This is a genomic window from Evansella cellulosilytica DSM 2522 (assembly GCF_000177235.2).
GTDB lineage: Bacteria > Bacillota > Bacilli > Bacillales > Salisediminibacteriaceae > Evansella > Evansella cellulosilytica.
The window spans coordinates 3749313-3768601 of sequence record NC_014829.1 but is presented as its reverse complement, the minus strand read 5'-3'; the positions used below and the strand labels follow the sequence as shown (position 1 = coordinate 3768601).

Here is a 19289-nt window from a genome sequence, read left to right as displayed (position 1 = left end):
ACAGCGACGTGTCCTGTTCTCCTCTTTTATATGCGAAATTTGTTCCAAACTAAACAAGCGTGTTTAGCACATTTGAAGAGGGGGCATTTACGATGAATAAAAAATCAGTGAGAGACATTGATGTTAAAGGAAAACGCGTATTCTGTCGTGTTGATTTCAACGTACCTATGAGTGACGGTGCAGTGACAGATGATACGAGAATCCGTGCAGCATTACCTACTATCCAGCATTTAGCTGAACAAGGTGCGAAAGTGATTTTAGCTAGTCACTTAGGTAGACCAAAAGGTGAAGTTGTTGAAGAACTCCGTTTAGATGCTGTAGCAAAGCGTTTAAGTGATTTATTAGGAAAAACTGTAGTGAAAACAGACACTGTTTATGGTGATGAGCCTAAGGAAGCTATCAGCAATCTTGCTGAAGGAGATGTTCTTTTACTTGAAAACGTACGTTTTGAAGCTGGGGAAGAGAAGAACGATCCTGAGCTAGCAAAAGAGCTTGCAGCATTAGCGGATGTTTATGTAAATGATGCATTTGGTGCTGCTCACCGTGCACATGCTTCTACGGAAGGGATTGCACAACACCTACCAGCTGTAGGCGGATTCTTAATGGAGAAGGAGCTTGAAGTTTTAGGTAAAGCACTTTCTAACCCAGAGCGCCCATTTACAGCCATTATTGGTGGAGCGAAAGTAAAAGATAAGATTGGTGTTATTGATAATCTATTAGACAACGTTGATAACCTTATTATCGGCGGTGGATTAGCTTACACATTTGTAAAAGCGCTTGGACATGAAGTTGGTAAATCATTATTAGAGGAAGATAAAATTGATTTAGCGAAACAGTTCATGGATAAAGCAAAAGAAAAAGGCGTGAAATTTTATATGCCTTTAGATGCGATTGTTGCCGATGATTTCGGTGCAGATGCAACAACACAAGTGGTAGATATTGATAGCATCCCATCTGATTGGGAAGCGCTAGATATCGGACCAAAAACAATCGATGCATACCGTGATGTTATTTTAAACTCGAAACTAGTGATCTGGAATGGTCCAATGGGTGTATTTGAGCTAGAGCCTTTCGCTAACGGAACAATTTCTGTTGCTAAAGCACTTGCAGATGCAAATGATGCTTACACTGTCATTGGTGGAGGCGACTCTGCTGCTGCTGTTGAAAAGTTTGGCTTTGCAGAAAATATGGACCACATTTCTACTGGTGGAGGCGCATCGTTAGAGTTTATGGAAGGGAAAGTACTTCCAGGCGTTGCTGCATTAAACGATAGATAAGTAACTGGAAACATAAAGGAGGCACTTAACATGCGTAAACCAATCATTGCAGGAAACTGGAAAATGAACAAAACGAAAGGGGAAGCACTAAGCTTCATCGAAGAAGTAAAGTCCGCTGTCCCATCAAAAGATGTTGTAGAATCCGTTATTTGTGCACCAGACTTATTCCTAGATGCTTTAGTAAGTGCAACAGAAGGCTCTGACGTAGAAGTCGGTGCTCAAAACATGCACTTCGAGGAAAGTGGAGCATTTACTGGAGAAACAAGTCCAGTAGCACTTAAAGATTTAGGTGTAAGCTATGTCGTTATTGGACATTCTGAGCGACGTGAAATGTTTGGTGAAACGGATGAGAGTGTGAACCAAAAAGTACATGCTGCATTTAACCACGGGTTAACACCGATCGTTTGTGTTGGTGAAACGTTAGAAGAGCGTGAAGGAAATAAAACATCTGAAGTTGTTACTACACAAGTAACAGCAGCACTTAAAGGTCTATCAGAAGAACAAGTAAAGGCAACTGTAATTGCTTACGAGCCAATTTGGGCAATCGGAACTGGTAAAACAGCTTCTTCTGAAGATGCAAATGAAACTTGTGGCGTTATCCGCCAAGTTGTAAAAAGCATCGTTTCTGACTCTGCTGCGGAAGCAGTACGAATTCAGTATGGTGGAAGTGTAAAGCCTGCTAACATTGGTGAACTACTTGCACAATCTGATATTGACGGTGCGCTAGTTGGTGGCGCAAGCTTAGAGGCAAAATCTTATCTTCAGTTAGTGGAGGCAGGAAATGAGTAAGAAACCGAATGCACTCATTATTCTTGACGGTTTCGCACTACGTGAAGAAACGAAAGGTAATGCAGTAGCACAAGCAAACAAGCCAAACTATGATCGATATTGGAACAGCTATCCACATGCAACGTTAACGGCTTGTGGAGAAGCAGTAGGTCTTCCTGAAGGACAAATGGGTAACTCCGAAGTTGGTCATTTAAATATCGGGGCAGGCCGAATTGTTTATCAAAGCTTAACAAGAGTGAATATGGCTATCCGTGAAGGGGAATTCTTTAAGAATGAAACTTTCTTAAATGCGATGAAGCACGTAAAGGAAAAAGGAACTGCTCTTCACCTATACGGTCTTTTATCGGATGGAGGAATTCATAGTCACATCAAGCACCTGTTTGCATTAGTACAACTTGCAAAATCAGAAGGTGTTGAAAAAGTTTATATTCATGGTTTTCTTGATGGACGAGACGTTGGCCCAACATCTGCTGAAACGTACATTCGTCAAACAGAAGAAAAGCTGAAGGAGCTAGGTCTTGGTGAAATTGCAACAATTCAAGGACGTTATTATGCGATGGATCGTGATAAGCGTTGGGACCGTGTAGAAAAATCATATCGCTCTATGGTATATGGAGACGGATTAAAATACACAAGCCCTGTAGAAGCGCTTCAAGATTCATATAAAAATAAGGTTCATGATGAGTTCGTATTGCCAACTGTCATTACGAAAGAAGATGGTGAAACGCCAGTTGGAACGATCCAAGATGAAGATGGAATTATCTTCTTCAACTTCCGTCCTGACCGAGCAATTCAAATGTCTCAAGTTTTCACGAATGAAGCTTTTGTCGGCTTTGATCGTGGAGACCGTTTCCCGAAAAACCTTCATTACGTATGCTTAACAAAGTTCAGTGAAACAGTTAACGGTTTCGTCGCTTTTGAACCAACAAACCTAGATAACACAATGGGAGAAGTTATTTCAAAGGCAGGTTTAAATCAATTACGTATTGCAGAAACTGAGAAATATCCTCACGTCACCTTTTTCTTTAGTGGTGGTCGTGAAGAAGAATTCCCAGGAGAAGAGCGCGTTCTAATTGATTCGCCAAAAGTTGCTACATACGACTTGAAGCCAGAAATGAGTGCGTACGAAGTAACAGAAGCGCTACTCGACGAAATCAACAAAGATAAGCACGATGTTATCGTTCTTAACTTTGCAAATCCTGACATGGTCGGTCACTCCGGAATGCTGGAGCCAACTGTAAAGGCTATTGAAGCTGTGGACGAATGTCTAGGAAAAATCGTTGATTTAATTATTGAAAAAGGTGGGAAAGCGGTCATCACTGCTGACCACGGAAATGCAGATGTATTAGAGACAGAGGAAGGTACACCGATGACAGCTCATACAACCAATCCTGTACCGGTTATTGTAACAGATAAAAATGTTGAGCTTCGTGAAGATGGTATTTTAGGTGATCTTGCTCCAACCGTCCTTGAATTAACTGGAGTAGAACAGCCAGTAGAAATGACAGGAAAATCGTTGATTAAAAAATAAGTAAATGTGGAAAAGTGCTAGTATACTTACTTCACAAATGAAATTAGTTTTCTATAAAAAAGGAGTGTTTTAAATCATGACAATCATTTCAGATGTTTATGCTCGTCAAGTATTAGATTCACGTGGGAACCCAACTGTTGAAGTTGAAGTTTATCTTGAAGACGGCGGATTTGGCCGTGCTTTAGTACCAAGTGGTGCTTCTACTGGTGAATACGAGGCAGTTGAGCTTCGTGACGGTGGAGACGCTTGGATGGGTAAAGGTGTAACACAAGCAGTAGCTAACGTAAACGACGTTATTGCTCCTGAATTAGTTGGTTTCGATGCTTTAGACCAAGTAGGAATCGATGAGCTAATGATCGACCTTGATGGTACTGAAAACAAAGGTAAATTAGGTGCTAACGCAATTTTAGGCGTATCTATGGCTGTTGCTCACGCTGCTGCTGATTCTCTAGGTGTACCACTTTACGTTTACCTTGGTGGATTCAACGCGAAAACATTACCAACGCCAATGATGAACATCATCAACGGTGGAGAGCACGCTGATAACAACGTAGATATTCAAGAATTCATGGTTATGCCAGTTGGAGCGGAAACTTTCCAACAAGCGCTACAAATGGGTGCTGAAATCTTCCATAACTTAAAGAGCGTATTAAAAGGAAAAGGCTATAACACTGCTGTAGGTGACGAAGGTGGTTTCGCGCCAAACCTTGGCTCTAACGAAGAAGCTCTTTCAACTATCATTGAAGCAATCGAAAAAGCTGGTTACAAGCCTGGAGAAGAAGTTCTTCTTGCAATGGACGTTGCAGCTTCTGAGATTTATGAAGATGGTAAATACAACCTTAAAGGTGAAGGTGTTGTAAAAACTTCTGCTGAAATGGTTGATTTCTATGAGGACCTTTGCAGTAAGTACCCAATCGTGTCTATCGAAGACGGCTTAGACGAAAACGACTGGGAAGGCTTCAAGCTTTTAACTGAGCGCCTTGGAGGAAAAGTACAATTAGTTGGTGACGATCTTTTCGTAACAAACACAAACAAGCTTTCTCAAGGTATTGAGCAAGGAATTGGTAACTCAATTTTAATCAAAGTAAACCAAATCGGTACGCTTACTGAAACTTTCGATGCAATCGAAATGGCGAAGCGTGCAGGCTACACTGCAGTAATTTCTCACCGTTCTGGTGAAACAGAAGACGCAACAATTGCTGACATTGCAGTTGCTACAAATGCTGGTCAAATTAAAACTGGTGCGCCTTCTCGTACAGACCGTGTTGCGAAGTACAACCAATTATTACGCATCGAGGACGAGCTACAATTTATTGGCCGTTACGCTGGTAAGAGCGCGTTCTACAACCTTAAAAACCTTTAATTATTAATTGTTTATGGTGACTTCAAAGGGTGATATTAACCCTTTGGAGTCATTTTTTTACATATAATCTTTATAAACTTTGAATGTTGTAGCTACAGAGTTACTGGAATTCTGGAAGGTGAGGAGAAGTAACCCGGGTTAAAGTGAACCCGGGTTCAAAATTCTCACCTTCAAAAAGCGAGAAAACGAGAGAATGAGCGCGTTTGAAGGTGGGGTAAAGTAACCCGGGTTAGAGCGAACCCGGGTTCAAAATTCTCACCTTCAAAACGAGAGAAAACGAGAGAATGAACGCGTTTGAAGGTGAGGTAAAGTAACCCGGGTTAGAACGAACCCGGGTTCAAAATTCTCACCTTCAAAAAGCGAGAAAACGAGAGAATGAGCGCGTTTGAAGGTGGGGTAAAGAAACCCGGGTTAGAACGAACCCGGGATCAAAATTCTCACCTTCAAAAAGCGAGAAAACGAGAGAATGAGCGCGTTTGAAGGTGGGGAGAAGTAACCCGGGTTAGAACGAACCCGGGTTCAAAATTCTCACCTTCAAAACGAGAGAAAACGAGAGAATGAGCGCGTTTGAAGGTGAGGTAAAGAAACCCGGGTTAGAACGAACCCGGGTTCAAAATTCCCACCTTCAAAAAGCGAGAAAACGAGAGAATGAGCGCGTTTGAAGGTGGGGAGAAGTAACCCGGGTTAGAACGAACCCGGGTTCAAAATTCTCACCTTCAAAACGAGAGAAAACGAGAGAATGAGCGCGTTTGAAGGTGGGGAGAAGTAACCCGGGTTAGAACGAACCCGGGATCAAAATTCTCACCTTCAAAACGAGAGGAAACGAGAGAATGAGCGCGTTTGAAGGTGAGGTAAAGAAACCCGGGTTAGAGTGAACCCGGGTTCAAAATTCTCACCTTCAAAACGAGAGAAAACGAGAGAATGAGCGCGTTTGAAGGTGAGGTAAAGTAACCTGGGTTAGAGTGAACCCGGGATCAAAATTCTCACCTTCAAAAAGCGAGAAAACGAGAGAATGAGCGCGTTTGAAGGTGAGGTAAAGTAACCCGGGTTAGAACGAACCCGGGATCAAAATTCTCACCTTCAAAAAGCGAGAAAACGAGAGAATGAGCGCGTTTGAAGGTGGGTAAAGTAACCCGGGTTAGAGTGAACCCGGGTTCAAAATTCTCACCTTCAAAACGAGAGGAAACGAGAGAATGAGCGCGTTTGAAGGTGAGGTAAAGAAACCCGGGTTAGAACGAACCCGGGTTCAAAATTCTCACCTTCAAAAAGCGAGAAAACGAGAGAATGAGCGCGTTTGAAGGTGGGGTAAAGAAACCCGGGTTAAAGTGAACCCGGGTTCAAAATTCTCACCTTCAAAACGAGAGAAAACGAGAGAATGAGCGCGTTTGAAGGTGGGGAGAAGTAACCCGGGTTAGAGCGAACCCGGGTTCAAAATTCTCACCTTCAGAAAGCGAGAAAACGAGAGAATGAGCGCGTTTGAAGGTGAGGAGAAGTAACCCGGGTTAGAGCGAACCCGGGTTCAAAATTCTCACCTTCAAAAAGCGAGAAAACAAGAGAATGAGCGCGTTTGAAGGTGAGGTAAAGAAACCTGGGTTAGAACGAACCCGGGACCACCACCCTCCCCGAATCCCACTTTCATATCTATAAAAACAAATCTACTAAAACTATCACCTAAAGATACAATAATATACCATATTGCTTTGTCCACGTTTTCATGGTATATTTTAAGAAGATTTTACTGTCTCTTGGAGGTGTAGAGCTTGCAAATTTTTGCATCAACGTTACTTGTAATCGTATCTATTTTATTAATTACTGTTGTTGTTTTACAATCTGGTCGTAGCGCAGGTTTATCTGGAGCTATCTCTGGTGGAGCTGAACAGATTGTTGGGAAACAAAAAGCAAGAGGATTAGAAGCCGTTTTAAATAAAGCAACTGTTGTTTTAGGTGTGTTATTTTTCATTTTAACAGTAGTTGTTGCATTCTATATGTAAAGATAGCATTCTCAAGCAGTAGGCCTCATGCCTACTGCTTTTTACATTTGATTCATTCAGCATACTGTCACATTGACATTGACATTGACATTGACATTGAGTTGATTCATTCAGCATCTGACACATCAACATTGACATTTGATTCATTCAGCGCATCCCTACATCAACATTTACATTTATTTTACATATCGCGGGCGCTAAAAATGTTTGTTTACATATGAGCATAATAAGTGACAGAATAAAGGGCTTTTCAATAAGATGAGAATAGAATATAGAATTCCAAAAGTGAGAGTGGTCATAATATGATTGGATGCTTATGCTTACACGGCTTTGCAGGGACACCGAAGGAAATAGAAGCTATTACCTCTTATTTTGCAAAAAAGCATTGGCTAGTTTATTCACCTACTTTTCCCGGGCATGGGTCCAAGGAAGGGTTAAGAGGAGTAACATAAGCATTGGATTTATGCCGCGACAGTTGCTGTGGAAGAGCTATTGAAGCGGTGTGAAAAAGTATATGTTATTGGTTTTTCAATGGGAGGAATGATTGCCAGTTACATTGCGACAAAGTATCCAATTCATAAACTCGTACTTTTAAGTGCTGCAGCGTATTATATCAATCCAAGACAAATCGTAAAAGATATAACGGGCTGGTTTTTAGAGGGTCTCCGAGGAGAATTGTCGGACGACAAGCTTTATCAGTTTTACCGACAAAAGGTGAAGGAAACGCCTTTAATAGCTACTAAAGAGTTTTCTATTATGGTTCGTCAATTAAGACGGCATCTTAAAAATATTAAAACACCGACATTAATTATTCAAGGGGAGAACGATGGCTTAGTTCCTCCAAAAAAGAGTGCACAGTTTATTTATAACCAAATTCAATCAGAGGAAAAAAGACTTTATTATTTTCCGAACGCAAAGCATTATATTTGGTTTGGACAAGAAAAAGATAAATTACTAATACGGATCGACGCATTTTTAAGTTGAACGTAATAAAGGAGTATTTGATAGATGATGAAAATTACACAGCCAAAGCCGTTTACATTTGAAGCAGGGAAGAGAGCAGTACTATTGTTACATGGATTTACAGGGAATTCAGCAGATGTAAGAATGCTAGGAAGATTTTTGGAGAAAAAAGGATATACGTCTCATGCACCTCAATATAAAGGACACGCGGTGCCACCAGAAGAACTACTGCATTATTCTCCAGCAGACTGGTGGGAAGATGTTCAAAAAGGCTATCAGCATTTAAAAGACCTTGGCTACGAGGAGATTGCTGTTGGTGGACTTTCTCTCGGTGGTGTATTTTCTCTTAAAGTAGGGTACACACTACCAGTAAAGGGCATAATACCAATGTGTGCACCAATTTCGATCCAAAAGAGCCTTGATCGATTACATACAGGTGTGTTGGAATATGCAAAAAAGTATAAGGAGCATGAGAAGAAGGAAAAAGCACAAATCGAAGAGGAAATGGATAACTTCGACGGGCCAGAATTACAACAGCTACTACAATCTATGCGGAAAAATAATGAGGATGTCCGTAGCAATGTTGATATGATTTACGCACCGACCCTTGTTGTTCAAGCTCGAAATGATCACATGATTGATACAAATAGCGCAAATATCATCTATGAGGAAATTCAATCTGATGAAAAAGAGATAAAATGGTATGAAAACTCAGGGCATGTTATTACGTTAGATAAGGAGAAGGATCAGTTACACGAAGATGTGTACGCTTTTCTTGAAAGACTAGATTGGAGTGTATAAACGCCCTAGGAAAGGAGCGATAAAATGAGTGAAATGACGAAAGAACGACTACTGACTTTTATGAAAGAAGAGGCAGTAAAACCACTTGCGATTAAAGATATTGAAGAGGCGCTAGGGTTATCTGACTCAAGTCAGTTTAAAGAGTTTGTAAAGCTTTTAAACGAATTAGAAGAAGAAGGGGAGCTTGTACGAACGAGAAGTAATCGGTACGGCATACCCGATAAGATGAATCTACTGCGTGGAGAAGTAATTATGCATCCGAAAGGCTTTGCATTTGTTAAAACAGAAGTCGAGCACGATGATGTATACATTGCTAGTGCAGAAATGAACGGTGCAATGAACAAGGATAAAGTGCTCGTAAGATTACACACTGGCTCTACAGGGGAAAAACCTGAAGGGGCAATTATCCGTATTTTAGAAAGAGGAACAACAAGAACAGTTGGGACATACGTAGACGACAAGCATTATGGTTTTGTTGTCCCAGATGATAAGCGCATACCAAACGATATTTTTATCCCAAAAGGATCTGAAGGGGGCGCTGTCGACGGCCACAAAGTACTCGTTGAAATCGTCAAGTACCCTGAAGGACGAATGAGTGCTGAAGGGCATGTACTTGAAGTGCTAGGGCATAAAAATGATCCTGGTGTCGATATTTTGTCTGTTATTTACAAGCATGGACTTCCAGGCGAATTTGACCAAGAGACTTTAGATCACGCAAATTCAGTTCCGAATGAGATTGATCCATCAGAGCTAGAAAACCGTCGTGATTTACGTGATGAAACAATTGTGACCATAGATGGTGCTGATGCGAAAGACTTAGATGATGCCGTTCAAGTGAAAAAACTAGAAAACGGTAACTATCTGCTAGGCGTACATATTGCAGATGTATCGTATTACGTAAAGGAAAACTCACCTATTGATAAAGAGGCTGCTGAACGTGCAACGAGTTGTTATTTAGTGGATCGAGTGATTCCGATGATACCACATAGGCTATCAAATGGAATTTGTTCATTAAATCCACAGGTTGACCGTCTAACACTATCATGTAATATGGAGTTTTCTCCAAATGGAGAGCTTGTGAATCATGAGATTTTCCAGAGTGTCATTAACACGACTGAACGTATGACTTATACAGACGTTCGGAAAATATTACAAGAGGAAGACGAAGAGGTATCGAAGCGCTACGAGTCACTTATACCATTTTTCAAAGGGATGGAAGAGCTTGCGGAAATTCTTCGAAATAAAAGAATGGCTCGCGGAGCAATCGACTTTGATTTTAAGGAAGCAAAGGTACTCGTCGATGAAGATGGTACACCTACAGACGTAGTTATGCGAGAACGCTCTGTAGCCGAACGGTTAATTGAAGAGTTCATGCTTGCGGCAAACGAAACAATCGCTGAGCATTTCCATTGGATGAAGGTTCCATTCATGTACCGTATTCATGAAGACCCTGATGAAGAAAAGCTGAACAAGTTTTTAGAATTTATTACGAACTTTGGTTATGTCGTGAAAGGAGCTGCAAATACAGTTCATCCACGAGCACTCCAAGAGCTTTTAGATCAAGTAAAAGGTGAGCCAGAAGAGGCTGTCATCAGTACTGTAATGCTGCGCTCAATGAGGCAAGCAAAATATGACCCTGAAAATGTAGGTCACTTCGGTTTATCAGCCGATTTTTATACACACTTTACATCACCAATTCGCCGCTATCCAGATTTAATCGTACATCGATTGATTCGTACGTATTTAATTGAAGGAAAAACAGACGATAAAACGATAGAAAAATGGAATGAAAAGCTATATGAAATTGCTAAGCATTCTTCGGAAATGGAACGCCGTGCGGAGGATGCTAGTCGAGAAACAGACGAACTGAAAAAAGTTCAATATATGGCTGACAAGATAGGCGAAGAATATGATGGTATGATTAGCGGTGTAACAAACTTCGGTATTTTTGTGGAGCTACCAAATACGATCGAAGGTCTTGTACACGTGAGCTATTTGACAGACGACTACTACCATTATGATGAAAAACAATATGCTATGATTGGGGAAAGAACAGGGAATGTCTTTCGAATCGGCGATGAAATCGAAGTGCGATTGATTAACGTTAATGTAGATGAACGTATCATTGACTTTGAAGTTGTAGGCATGAAACCACGTAAGGAACGTCGCCAAGATCGTCCACGTGTCATTGAAGGTGGAATTCGCCCAACACGTAAGAAGAAAGGTCCAGGTAGTGAAAAAGATGGTGACGCTAAAAAGGGTCGTCGTAAAAAGGGACAAGGCCAAGCAACTGGTGGCAATGGTGGCGGATCTGGAAATGGCGGAAAAAAGAAAAAGAAGAAAAAGTTCTTTGAAAACGCCCCAGCGAGTAAAAGGAAGAAAGGGAAAAAGAAGCGGAAGTAATGTTGATTTCTTTTGAGAGCGAATACTTATTTCTCGCCATGGATACAAAGGAAACTTTTTATTGTAGAAGTAAAAGGGAGGGACTGATAAGGTAAATTTAGGAGGTCACTGAAAAAGTACAGAGTAACTTTTTCAGTGCCTTCAAAAATAATCCTTTTGAGTCCGCTCCATTATATAGAAAGCTAAACAAGCAAAAAATTGAAGCGCATCCCTTATTTTGGTATGATATAGGAACGAGCGAGATGGAGAGGATGTATTCAATATGGCAACAGAAGGAAAATTAATTGCCCAAAACAAAAAAGCAAGACATGATTACCATATTGAGGAAACATATGAAGCTGGAATGGTGTTAACCGGAACGGAGATCAAGTCGCTCCGTAACGGGAGAGGAAACCTGAAAGATTCCTTTGCAAGAGTAAGCAATGGCGAGGTATGGTTACACAATATGCACATAAGCCCTTATGAGCAGGGAAACCGCTATAATCATGACCCTGTTAGAACACGTAAGCTTCTCATGCATAAAAAGGAAATTGACAAGCTTATCGGCCTTACGAGAGAAAAAGGATATACACTTGTTCCTTTGAAAATCTATATTAAAAATGGTTTTGCAAAAACGCTATTAGGCCTTGGAAAAGGGAAAAAGAAATACGATAAGCGTGAAGATTTGAAGAAAAAGGATGCAAAAAGAGAAATTCAACGTGCATTTAAGGATAGCCAGTTAGGACGCTAATACTAAAATGGAGTTTCCATCCTTGGTGGACGTTACCATTTGAACTTAGCATCAAATATGTTATACTCATTATACCGTTAAGGAAACAACTGAATAGCATTTAAGAGTGATCTATTCTATCCGTAACGATTCTCCGATTTTTTTATCTTGGGGACGTTCTGGATTCGACAGGGGTAGGTCGTGCTTAAGTTGCGAGCCGAGCTGAGTGTCCTCGTATAAAACGCTCAACGCCTATAGTTGGCAAACAAGAAGACAATTTCGCATTTGCAGCGTAAGCTAGCATAATTGCGGTTCCTCCCTTCATCGCCCATGTGAAGGATCAGGGACTCACTCTAAGTGGGATACGCCTTGCGTCCACCGCCTGAGGACAAGAGGAAGAGATCAATCGGGCTAGCTACACGGAAGCCTGTTAGTTGGCTGAAGTGTTAGCGAAATGCTAATAAACTAACTACGCTCGTAGACGCTTAAGTTGCGTTACTCTTGGACGTGGGTTCGATTCCCACCGTCTCCACCATACATAGCTTATGGTGGTTTTTTTATTTTTATTAAATTATTTAGATTTATGACCTTTTTTGATAGGCTTCATCACAAATAATTAGTTGTTTTATGTTGCATAAATTTTAAAGACAAGTAAAAAAAAGATGTCATTAGAAAATTCCACATCAACTGTCTTTAATAGTTTATGTTTTATTTTTATTTCAAAATTTAAAAAATCTGTTAAATCAAGTAAAAAGTCCTACTGCATATGGTAATATGTGCTTTGTTAGGGGGGGATTTTTTGCTAAAGTATAAAATCGCAATAAATGTAATTTCAACTATCATTGTCTTTATCTTTGTATTTTTAGGTTACGGCATTTCCAATATGGCTGAATCAAATACTCCTGTGTATAACCCTTTTATCTTTGCACCGCTCTTTTTGCTTATTTTAGGTGCGATCTTCCAACAAATAAAAAAGACGGAACTCATTGGTTTAATCGTAGTAGTATTAGCGGTAAAATATTGTCTCCTCTTTTTAGTTCAATCAATTGTTCATTAATACGAATATTGTTGTTCCCTATACTGCCACCTTACAAGGTGGTTTTTCCCTTCAAGCCCCTTTAGTTATCTCATATTTTCTGTCATAGTTCATTTAGTAAGGTAATAGATATGTGAGAAGTAGACCATTCATAAGAGTAAAGTTTGAGAATTGTTTCACATTTATGTTAACGTTATCATTAAAATATAAAAAAAAGATAAACTTAAAAACATTGATAAATCAATACTTTTAGAGTATCTTTTATATTTAGAAAATGAATATTATAAAAACTATTGACATGTAAACGATTCCAAAATACAATAATGTTAACGTTAACATTATCAATTGAGTTTAGATGAGGAGGCGAGGCATACTTAAAAATTATCCAAGAAAAAAGCAGTCATTGTCATGAAATTATAATAATAATAATAGGGGGCAATACGATGAATAAATATTGGAAACTAGGAGCAACAACGATCATAGCGGCTAGCTTACTTGCTGCATGTGGTGGCAATAATGAAGGGGCAGACGCAGATGATGATACAGAGATCACGCATATCGGTAGCGACGATGCAGAAATTGAACTCGTATTTTGGGAATCAGGTAACACAGGATACGATGTATTAATAGAAGAATATGTTGAGATGAATCCACACATTTCAATTAACCTGCAAAATAGTAGTTTTGAAGATTCTCATGATAATTTATTCACTTCACTTTCAGCTAATAGTGGGGCACCAGATATTGCGATGATTGAAGAAGGTGCTATTGAGAGATTTAAAGTAGCTGAGAATGGCTTCTACAATTTATATGACCTTGGTGCATCAGAAGTCGAAGGGGAATTTTTAGATTGGGTTTGGATGTATGGACAAAGTGCAGATGGTTCCTTCCAATTCGGTTTACCAACGGATATCGGTCCATCAGTAATGTACTATCGTACAGACGTATTTGAAGAAGCTGGTTTTGACTCTTCTCCAGAAGCGGTTTCTGAATTGTTAGAAACATGGGATGATTTTGCTAGAGTAGCACAAGAAATCCATGACGCAACTGGTAAATTTATCGCAGATAATGGAGAGCTTATTTATAACGCAAAACGTGCACAAGCTACTCAGCAATATTTTAACAGCTCAGATGAACTGATTATTGATGATCATGATGAAATTAGAGCAGCATTTAACTACACAGCAGATTTATATCAACAAGGATTAGTAGGTGAAATTGATTTATGGTCTGCTGAATGGTATGGCGGGATGGATGACGGTTCATACGCAGTTATGATAGCGCCAGCTTGGATGCAAGGACAAATCAAAGATAACAGCCCTGAAGAAGGTGTATGGTCAATTACGACAATGCCTGAAGGGTCAGGTAACTGGGGTGGATCTTATTTAGCAATTCCTGCTGAAAGTGAGCATCCAGAAGAAGCTTATGAGTTTATCAAATGGCTAACTGCACCAGAGCAACAGTTGAAAGCGTATGAAGGCTATGGATTATTCCCATCAGCACCAGCTGTATATGACATGCCTGAATTCCAAGAGTATTCAGACCCATACTTCGGTGGTATTAACACTGCACAAGTATTCTCAGAAGCAGCAGAGGCAGTTCTTCCAGTATACAAAGGTAGAAACTATCAAAATGTAAATGAAGAAATGGTAGAAGCATTAGACAACGTAGCAGCTGGAAGCGACCCAGACGAAGAGTGGGAAGCAATGCTTGAGCGTGTTCATAGTTTACTTGAGAGACAATAATAAGTAATTATTTTGAAACCTTTATCGGAGGGTATGGAAGTATCGTTCCATACCCTTCTGTTTTTTCTACTATAAATTAATGGTTACCTCTTCAGCGTGTAGACAAAATATAGCAATAAGTGAATATCTACCTACTATTTTTTAGAGGAGGGAAATAGATTGGAGACAACCGTAAAAACTAGAAAGCTCTCTGAGAAAAAACGAACTGCTTTATCAGCTTACTTGTTTATTTCTCCATTTTTTATTTTGTTTGCGATTTTCGGCTTATTCCCAATGGTATTTAGCTTTTACTTATCATTTTTCCGCTGGGACGGCTTAACGCCAATGACATATGTCGGATTACGTAACTTTGAGATCATCTTTGGAGATTCTGTATTTTTCTCATCAATCTTAAACACATTCATCATTGGACTGATGGGGACACTTCCGCAAATTGTAGCAGCGCTATTATTGGCGTTTGCCCTCAATTCTGCATTGATTCGATTCCGTAATACGTTTAGAACGTTAGTGTTCTTACCGTACATTACGTCGGTTGTAGCCGTTGCGATTATTTTCGGTGTTGTGTTTAATAACCAGCCATTTGGTTTCGTAAACTATATTTTAAGCATGTTTGATATCGATCCGATTCGTTGGAATCAAGAGTATTGGCCAGTAAAGATCGCTATTTCGACAATGGTATTTTGGAGATGGGTCGGATATAATACGATCATTTTCTTAGCAGGAATGCAAAGTATTCCGAAAGACTTGTATGAAGCAGCGAAAATTGATGGGGCAACTGTCGCTCAACAAATTCGAATGATTACACTTCCAATGTTAAAGCCAATTTTAATGTTTGTTGTATTTACAGCGACAATCGGTGCGTTCCAACTATTCACAGAGCCTTTAATTTTCCTCGGAAGAGGACTTCGTGAAGAAGGTATTACAATGGTTGCTTACTTATGGAGAGATGCATTCGTGTATAACTCGTTTGGTACAGCCTCTGCAGCAGCAATTGCATTATTCTTCATCATCATTATTTTAACGGCGATTAACTTACTCATTACAAATAGAGTCGGCAAATCAAAGAAAGTAGTTTAGGAGGGAACTTACTATGGCTAAAAATAAAGAAGTTGGATCAGGGAAGTTTTCTCTTAAAAGGGCCTTCGTTTATTTGTTCTTAGTGTTTGGTTCAATGGCTTCCCTATTTCCGTTTTACTATATGTTCGTTATGGCAACGAGATTAAATAGAGAAATCAACACCGTACCACCACCGTTTACACCAGGTTCTGATTTGGTTGGAAACTTCCAAAAGGTGTTAGGGAATATCGACTTCTTCGGTGCAATGGGTAACTCGTTATTTGTATCTGCGTCAATCACTTTTGGTGTACTATTCCTATGTTCATTAGCAGGCTACACGTTCTCGAAGCTTGATTTTAAAGGGAAAAATGTTTTATTCGGGATTATTCTTGTGACGATGATGGTACCACCGCAATTAGGGTTAATTCCACAGTACTACATCATTACAACTTTAGGTTGGTTGAACGATTTCCGTGCGATTATTATTCCTGGTTTAATTAACGCATTCGGTATTTTCTGGATGAGACAGTACATTAAAGAAGGGGTACCGTACGAAATCATTGAAGCTGCGAAAATAGACGGATGCTCAAACTTCCGAATTTATTGGAACATCGTCGTACCAATGATTTTACCGGCATTCGCAACGTTAGGGATAATCGTGTTCATGCACGTATGGAATGACTTCTTATGGCCGATCGTTGTATTACGTGACCCATCAGTGCACACGTTACAAGTTGCACTACGTGCACTAAACGACGCACGACAAATGGACTATGGAATGATTATGTCAGGAACATTCTGGGCAACCGTTCCACTACTTATCGTATTCTTAATGTTTAACCGTTTATTTATTCAAAGTCTGTCAGAGGGTGCTGTCAAGAGCTAATGACTTGGGCACCTTTATAAAAGTGAGAATTTTACTATATAAGTTATTTATTACTGAAAATTTAAGATATAATATGAATTAAATATATCTTAAATGTCGATAGGGTGATTTTAATGGCTAATATGAAAGAAGTAGCCAAGTATGCTGGGGTGTCTGTTATTACAGTTTCAAGAGTAATAAATAACCCTGAAATTGTAAAAAAGGAAACGCGTGAAAAAGTAGAAAGTGTCATAGAAAAATTGAAGTATCAAGGTAATCAAGCTGCCAGAGCGCTCGTTTCTAATAAAACACGTGTTATTCATGTGTTTATTAAGCAAGAGATTAGAATGGTAGATCCATTTGGGATGCATTTTGTGGCAGGGATAAGTGACGCATTGAGTGAAAAATATTATTCATTTCTTGTTCGTCGTGATTGGGATTTTCCATACAAGTGCGATGGCATTATTGCAATGGGTATTAGTAAGGATGAAGAACCACTCATTAAAGAGAAATTCTCCGTTCCGACTGTATTATTTGGGCATTCAGACTTAGATATCGATTCAGTAGACGTAGATAACTTTTCTGGCGCATATGACATGACAAAACATCTTATTGAATCTGGCCACAAAGACATTGGTATTATTGTCATCAACGATATTAATCGTAGATATGTGTTTGATAGATTAAATGGATATAAGAAAGCCCTTACAGAACACGGAATACCTGTTCGATCTGACTTAATTAAATTCGGGGAAAATAACGAACAAGGTGGGTATTACAAGGCGATAGAGCTGTTAGGTGAAAGTAATGTTTCTGCAATATGTTGTACGAGTGACGCGCTCGCTTTAGGGGCAATCAGAGCATGTAGACAATTTAAGAAAAATGTTCCCCATGATGTATCTGTTACTGGATTTGATGGTTTAGGTTACGAAATGTTAACGGATCCAAAGATTACAACCGTACAACAACCAGTTTATGAAGCCGGTAAGGAGCTTGCAGAGCTGTTAATAGAAAAAATAGAAAAACCAGAAACACCGATGATTCAAAAAATGATAAAGCCCCAAATACTATTTAACAACTCTGTCTTTATGAAAGAGTAAAGGCAGACTATTTTTTCACAGCAAAATGTTAACGTTAACATTTTACTTGTAGAAGAAAAAAATTGTTCATAAACACTAAATTGAATATGAGATTGTAATATAACATTCTCAGCATTTTCATAAAAGTAAGTTTACAACTTGGAGGTTTTAGCAAATGTCAAAGAAAGTAAAAGTAATCCAAACAAGTCAACAATCGAATAAGAAGTGGGAAGAACAGCCAACGGTACAATTAACGAAAAATACTCATCAAGAAAAATTAGAAAATACCATTGAAATAGATGCATCAAAGGAATACCAAGAATGGATGGGATTTGGTGGTGCTTTTACGGAAGCAGCAGCATATAGTTTAGCGCAAATTTCACCAGAAAAAAGAGAGAGTGTCCTTAGTGCCTATTTTGATAAAACAAATGGTCTAGGCTATAACCTAGGGAGGACACATATTCATAGCTGTGACTTTGCATTAGAAAACTATACTTACGTTGAAGACGGAGATGAATCACTAGCATCTTTTTCTATTGAAAGAGAACAAAAATATGTCATCCCTCTTATCAAGGATGCAACGAATAAAGCAGGTGAACAGCTTACACTATTATCTTCACCGTGGAGTCCACCAGCGTGGATGAAAACAAATGATGAAATGAACCATGGTGGTAAGCTAAAGGACGAATACCGTCAAGTGTGGGCAAACTATTATGTTAAATATATTCAAGAGATGGAAGCCGCAGGTATTCCAATCTGGGGAGTATCAGTACAAAATGAGCCTGAAGCAGTACAAACGTGGGATTCCTGCATTTATACAGCTGAAGAGGAGCGAGATTTTGTTAAAAACTATTTAGGACCAACATTAGAAAAAAATGGCTTACAAGATAAAAATATTATCATCTGGGATCATAATCGTGATGTTATCGTTGAACGCGCATCAACAGTTTTATCAGATCCTGAGGCGGCTAAGTACGTTTGGGGTACAGGAAACCATTGGTACGTATCTGAAGAATTTGAAAATCTATCAAAAGTTCATGACGCTTTTCCTGACAAGCACTTATTATTTACAGAAGGATGCATAGAAGGCGGAGTACAGCTAGGTGCATGGCATACGGGAGAAAGGTACGCAAGAAACATTATAGGTGATATGAACAATTGGCTAGAAGGTTTCATAGATTGGAATATTGTCTTAAATGAACAAGGTGGACCGAATCATGTAGGCAACTATTGTGATGCCCCGATTATTGTTGATACGAAAAAGGACGAAGTTCATTATAATAGTTCATATTATTACATTGGACATTTCAGTAAATTTATAAAGCCAGGTGCTAGAAGAATTGGTGTTACAAGTGGTTTAGAGGGTGTATCTATTACAGCCTTTAAAAATAGCAATGGTGAAATGGTTGTCATTGTCTTAAATGAAAATGAAGCAAGCTTAAACACAAACGTAATCGTGGAAGATAGTAACGCTGAGATTCATGTGCCAGCAAGATCGATAAGCACATTTATTATTAACTAACTTAGATTTTTCAAGTGCTCCGGAAGGTAAGTTGCACTTTCGGAGCATCTACATAATATTGATAACGTTATCATTCTTGCTGAAAGATAACGATATTATAGTAATCAATTTGAAAGGAGGGTAGCTTCATAGTGTTAAAAAATATTGATTGAATATTTA

16 protein-coding genes and 1 other RNA gene are annotated in these 19289 nt (G+C 39.3%); all 17 read left to right on the top strand.

Going from position 1 to position 19289, the window contains the following annotated elements; genetic code table 11:
- The first annotated feature begins 92 nt into the window (after positions 1 to 92).
- Complete coding sequence (locus tag BCELL_RS17445) at positions 93 to 1277, top strand: phosphoglycerate kinase (RefSeq protein WP_013490091.1); 1185 nt, start codon at positions 93 to 95, stop codon at positions 1275 to 1277.
- Between the two features lie 30 nt (positions 1278 to 1307).
- The gene (gene tpiA / locus BCELL_RS17440; RefSeq protein WP_013490090.1) at positions 1308 to 2066 is read left to right on the top strand and encodes a triose-phosphate isomerase; all 759 of its coding nucleotides are present in this window, start codon (positions 1308 to 1310) and stop codon (positions 2064 to 2066) included.
- A complete protein-coding gene (gene gpmI / locus BCELL_RS17435; protein WP_013490089.1) occupies positions 2059 to 3597 on the top strand; it encodes a 2,3-bisphosphoglycerate-independent phosphoglycerate mutase in 1539 nt (512 codons plus the stop codon). Before tpiA ends, gpmI begins: the two co-directional genes overlap by 8 nt.
- A 76-nt stretch (positions 3598 to 3673) precedes the next feature.
- Positions 3674 to 4960, top strand: a complete 1287-nt coding sequence (gene eno, locus BCELL_RS17430) for a phosphopyruvate hydratase (RefSeq protein ID WP_013490088.1) — start codon at positions 3674 to 3676, stop codon at positions 4958 to 4960.
- Between the two features lie 1760 nt (positions 4961 to 6720).
- Positions 6721 to 6951 carry a preprotein translocase subunit SecG gene (gene secG, locus BCELL_RS17425; protein WP_013490087.1) on the top strand — a complete coding sequence of 77 codons (231 nt, stop codon included), beginning with the start codon at positions 6721 to 6723 and terminating at the stop codon, positions 6949 to 6951.
- A gap of 302 nt (positions 6952 to 7253) precedes the next feature.
- Positions 7254 to 7403, top strand: coding sequence for a hypothetical protein (locus BCELL_RS23075; RefSeq protein WP_245546894.1), 150 nt, complete (start codon positions 7254 to 7256; stop codon positions 7401 to 7403).
- A gap of 40 nt (positions 7404 to 7443) precedes the next feature.
- Entirely contained in the window at positions 7444 to 7935 is a 492-nt protein-coding gene (locus BCELL_RS17420) for an alpha/beta hydrolase (protein ID WP_245546893.1), read from the top strand.
- Between the two features lie 27 nt (positions 7936 to 7962).
- Positions 7963 to 8715 carry an alpha/beta hydrolase gene (locus tag BCELL_RS17415; protein ID WP_157184327.1) on the top strand — a complete coding sequence of 251 codons (753 nt, stop codon included), beginning with the start codon at positions 7963 to 7965 and terminating at the stop codon, positions 8713 to 8715.
- 24 nt (positions 8716 to 8739) lie between these two features.
- The gene (gene rnr, locus BCELL_RS17410; RefSeq protein ID WP_013490085.1) at positions 8740 to 11118 is read left to right on the top strand and encodes a ribonuclease R; all 2379 of its coding nucleotides are present in this window, start codon (positions 8740 to 8742) and stop codon (positions 11116 to 11118) included.
- Between the two features lie 262 nt (positions 11119 to 11380).
- Positions 11381 to 11848: an SsrA-binding protein SmpB gene (gene smpB / locus BCELL_RS17405; RefSeq protein ID WP_013490084.1), complete on the top strand. Its 468-nt coding sequence runs from the start codon at positions 11381 to 11383 to the stop codon at positions 11846 to 11848.
- Between the two features lie 149 nt (positions 11849 to 11997).
- Positions 11998 to 12362, top strand: a transfer-messenger RNA (tmRNA) gene (gene ssrA / locus BCELL_RS22250).
- Positions 12363 to 12626: 264 nt separating this feature from the next.
- Positions 12627 to 12884: a hypothetical protein gene (locus BCELL_RS17400; protein WP_013490083.1), complete on the top strand. Its 258-nt coding sequence runs from the start codon at positions 12627 to 12629 to the stop codon at positions 12882 to 12884.
- A gap of 422 nt (positions 12885 to 13306) precedes the next feature.
- A complete protein-coding gene (locus BCELL_RS17395) occupies positions 13307 to 14608 on the top strand; it encodes an ABC transporter substrate-binding protein (RefSeq protein ID WP_013490082.1) in 1302 nt (433 codons plus the stop codon).
- Between the two features lie 159 nt (positions 14609 to 14767).
- Positions 14768 to 15685 (top strand): carbohydrate ABC transporter permease, encoded by a 918-nt coding sequence (locus BCELL_RS17390; protein ID WP_013490081.1) that lies wholly within the window; start codon positions 14768 to 14770, stop codon positions 15683 to 15685.
- 13 nt (positions 15686 to 15698) lie between these two features.
- Positions 15699 to 16550, top strand: coding sequence for a carbohydrate ABC transporter permease (locus tag BCELL_RS17385; RefSeq protein ID WP_013490080.1), 852 nt, complete (start codon positions 15699 to 15701; stop codon positions 16548 to 16550).
- A gap of 113 nt (positions 16551 to 16663) precedes the next feature.
- Complete coding sequence (locus BCELL_RS17380; RefSeq protein ID WP_013490079.1) at positions 16664 to 17629, top strand: LacI family DNA-binding transcriptional regulator; 966 nt, start codon at positions 16664 to 16666, stop codon at positions 17627 to 17629.
- Positions 17630 to 17783: 154 nt separating this feature from the next.
- Positions 17784 to 19130, top strand: coding sequence for a glycoside hydrolase family 30 protein (locus BCELL_RS17375; RefSeq protein WP_013490078.1), 1347 nt, complete (start codon positions 17784 to 17786; stop codon positions 19128 to 19130).
- Positions 19131 to 19289: the final 159 nt, after the last annotated feature.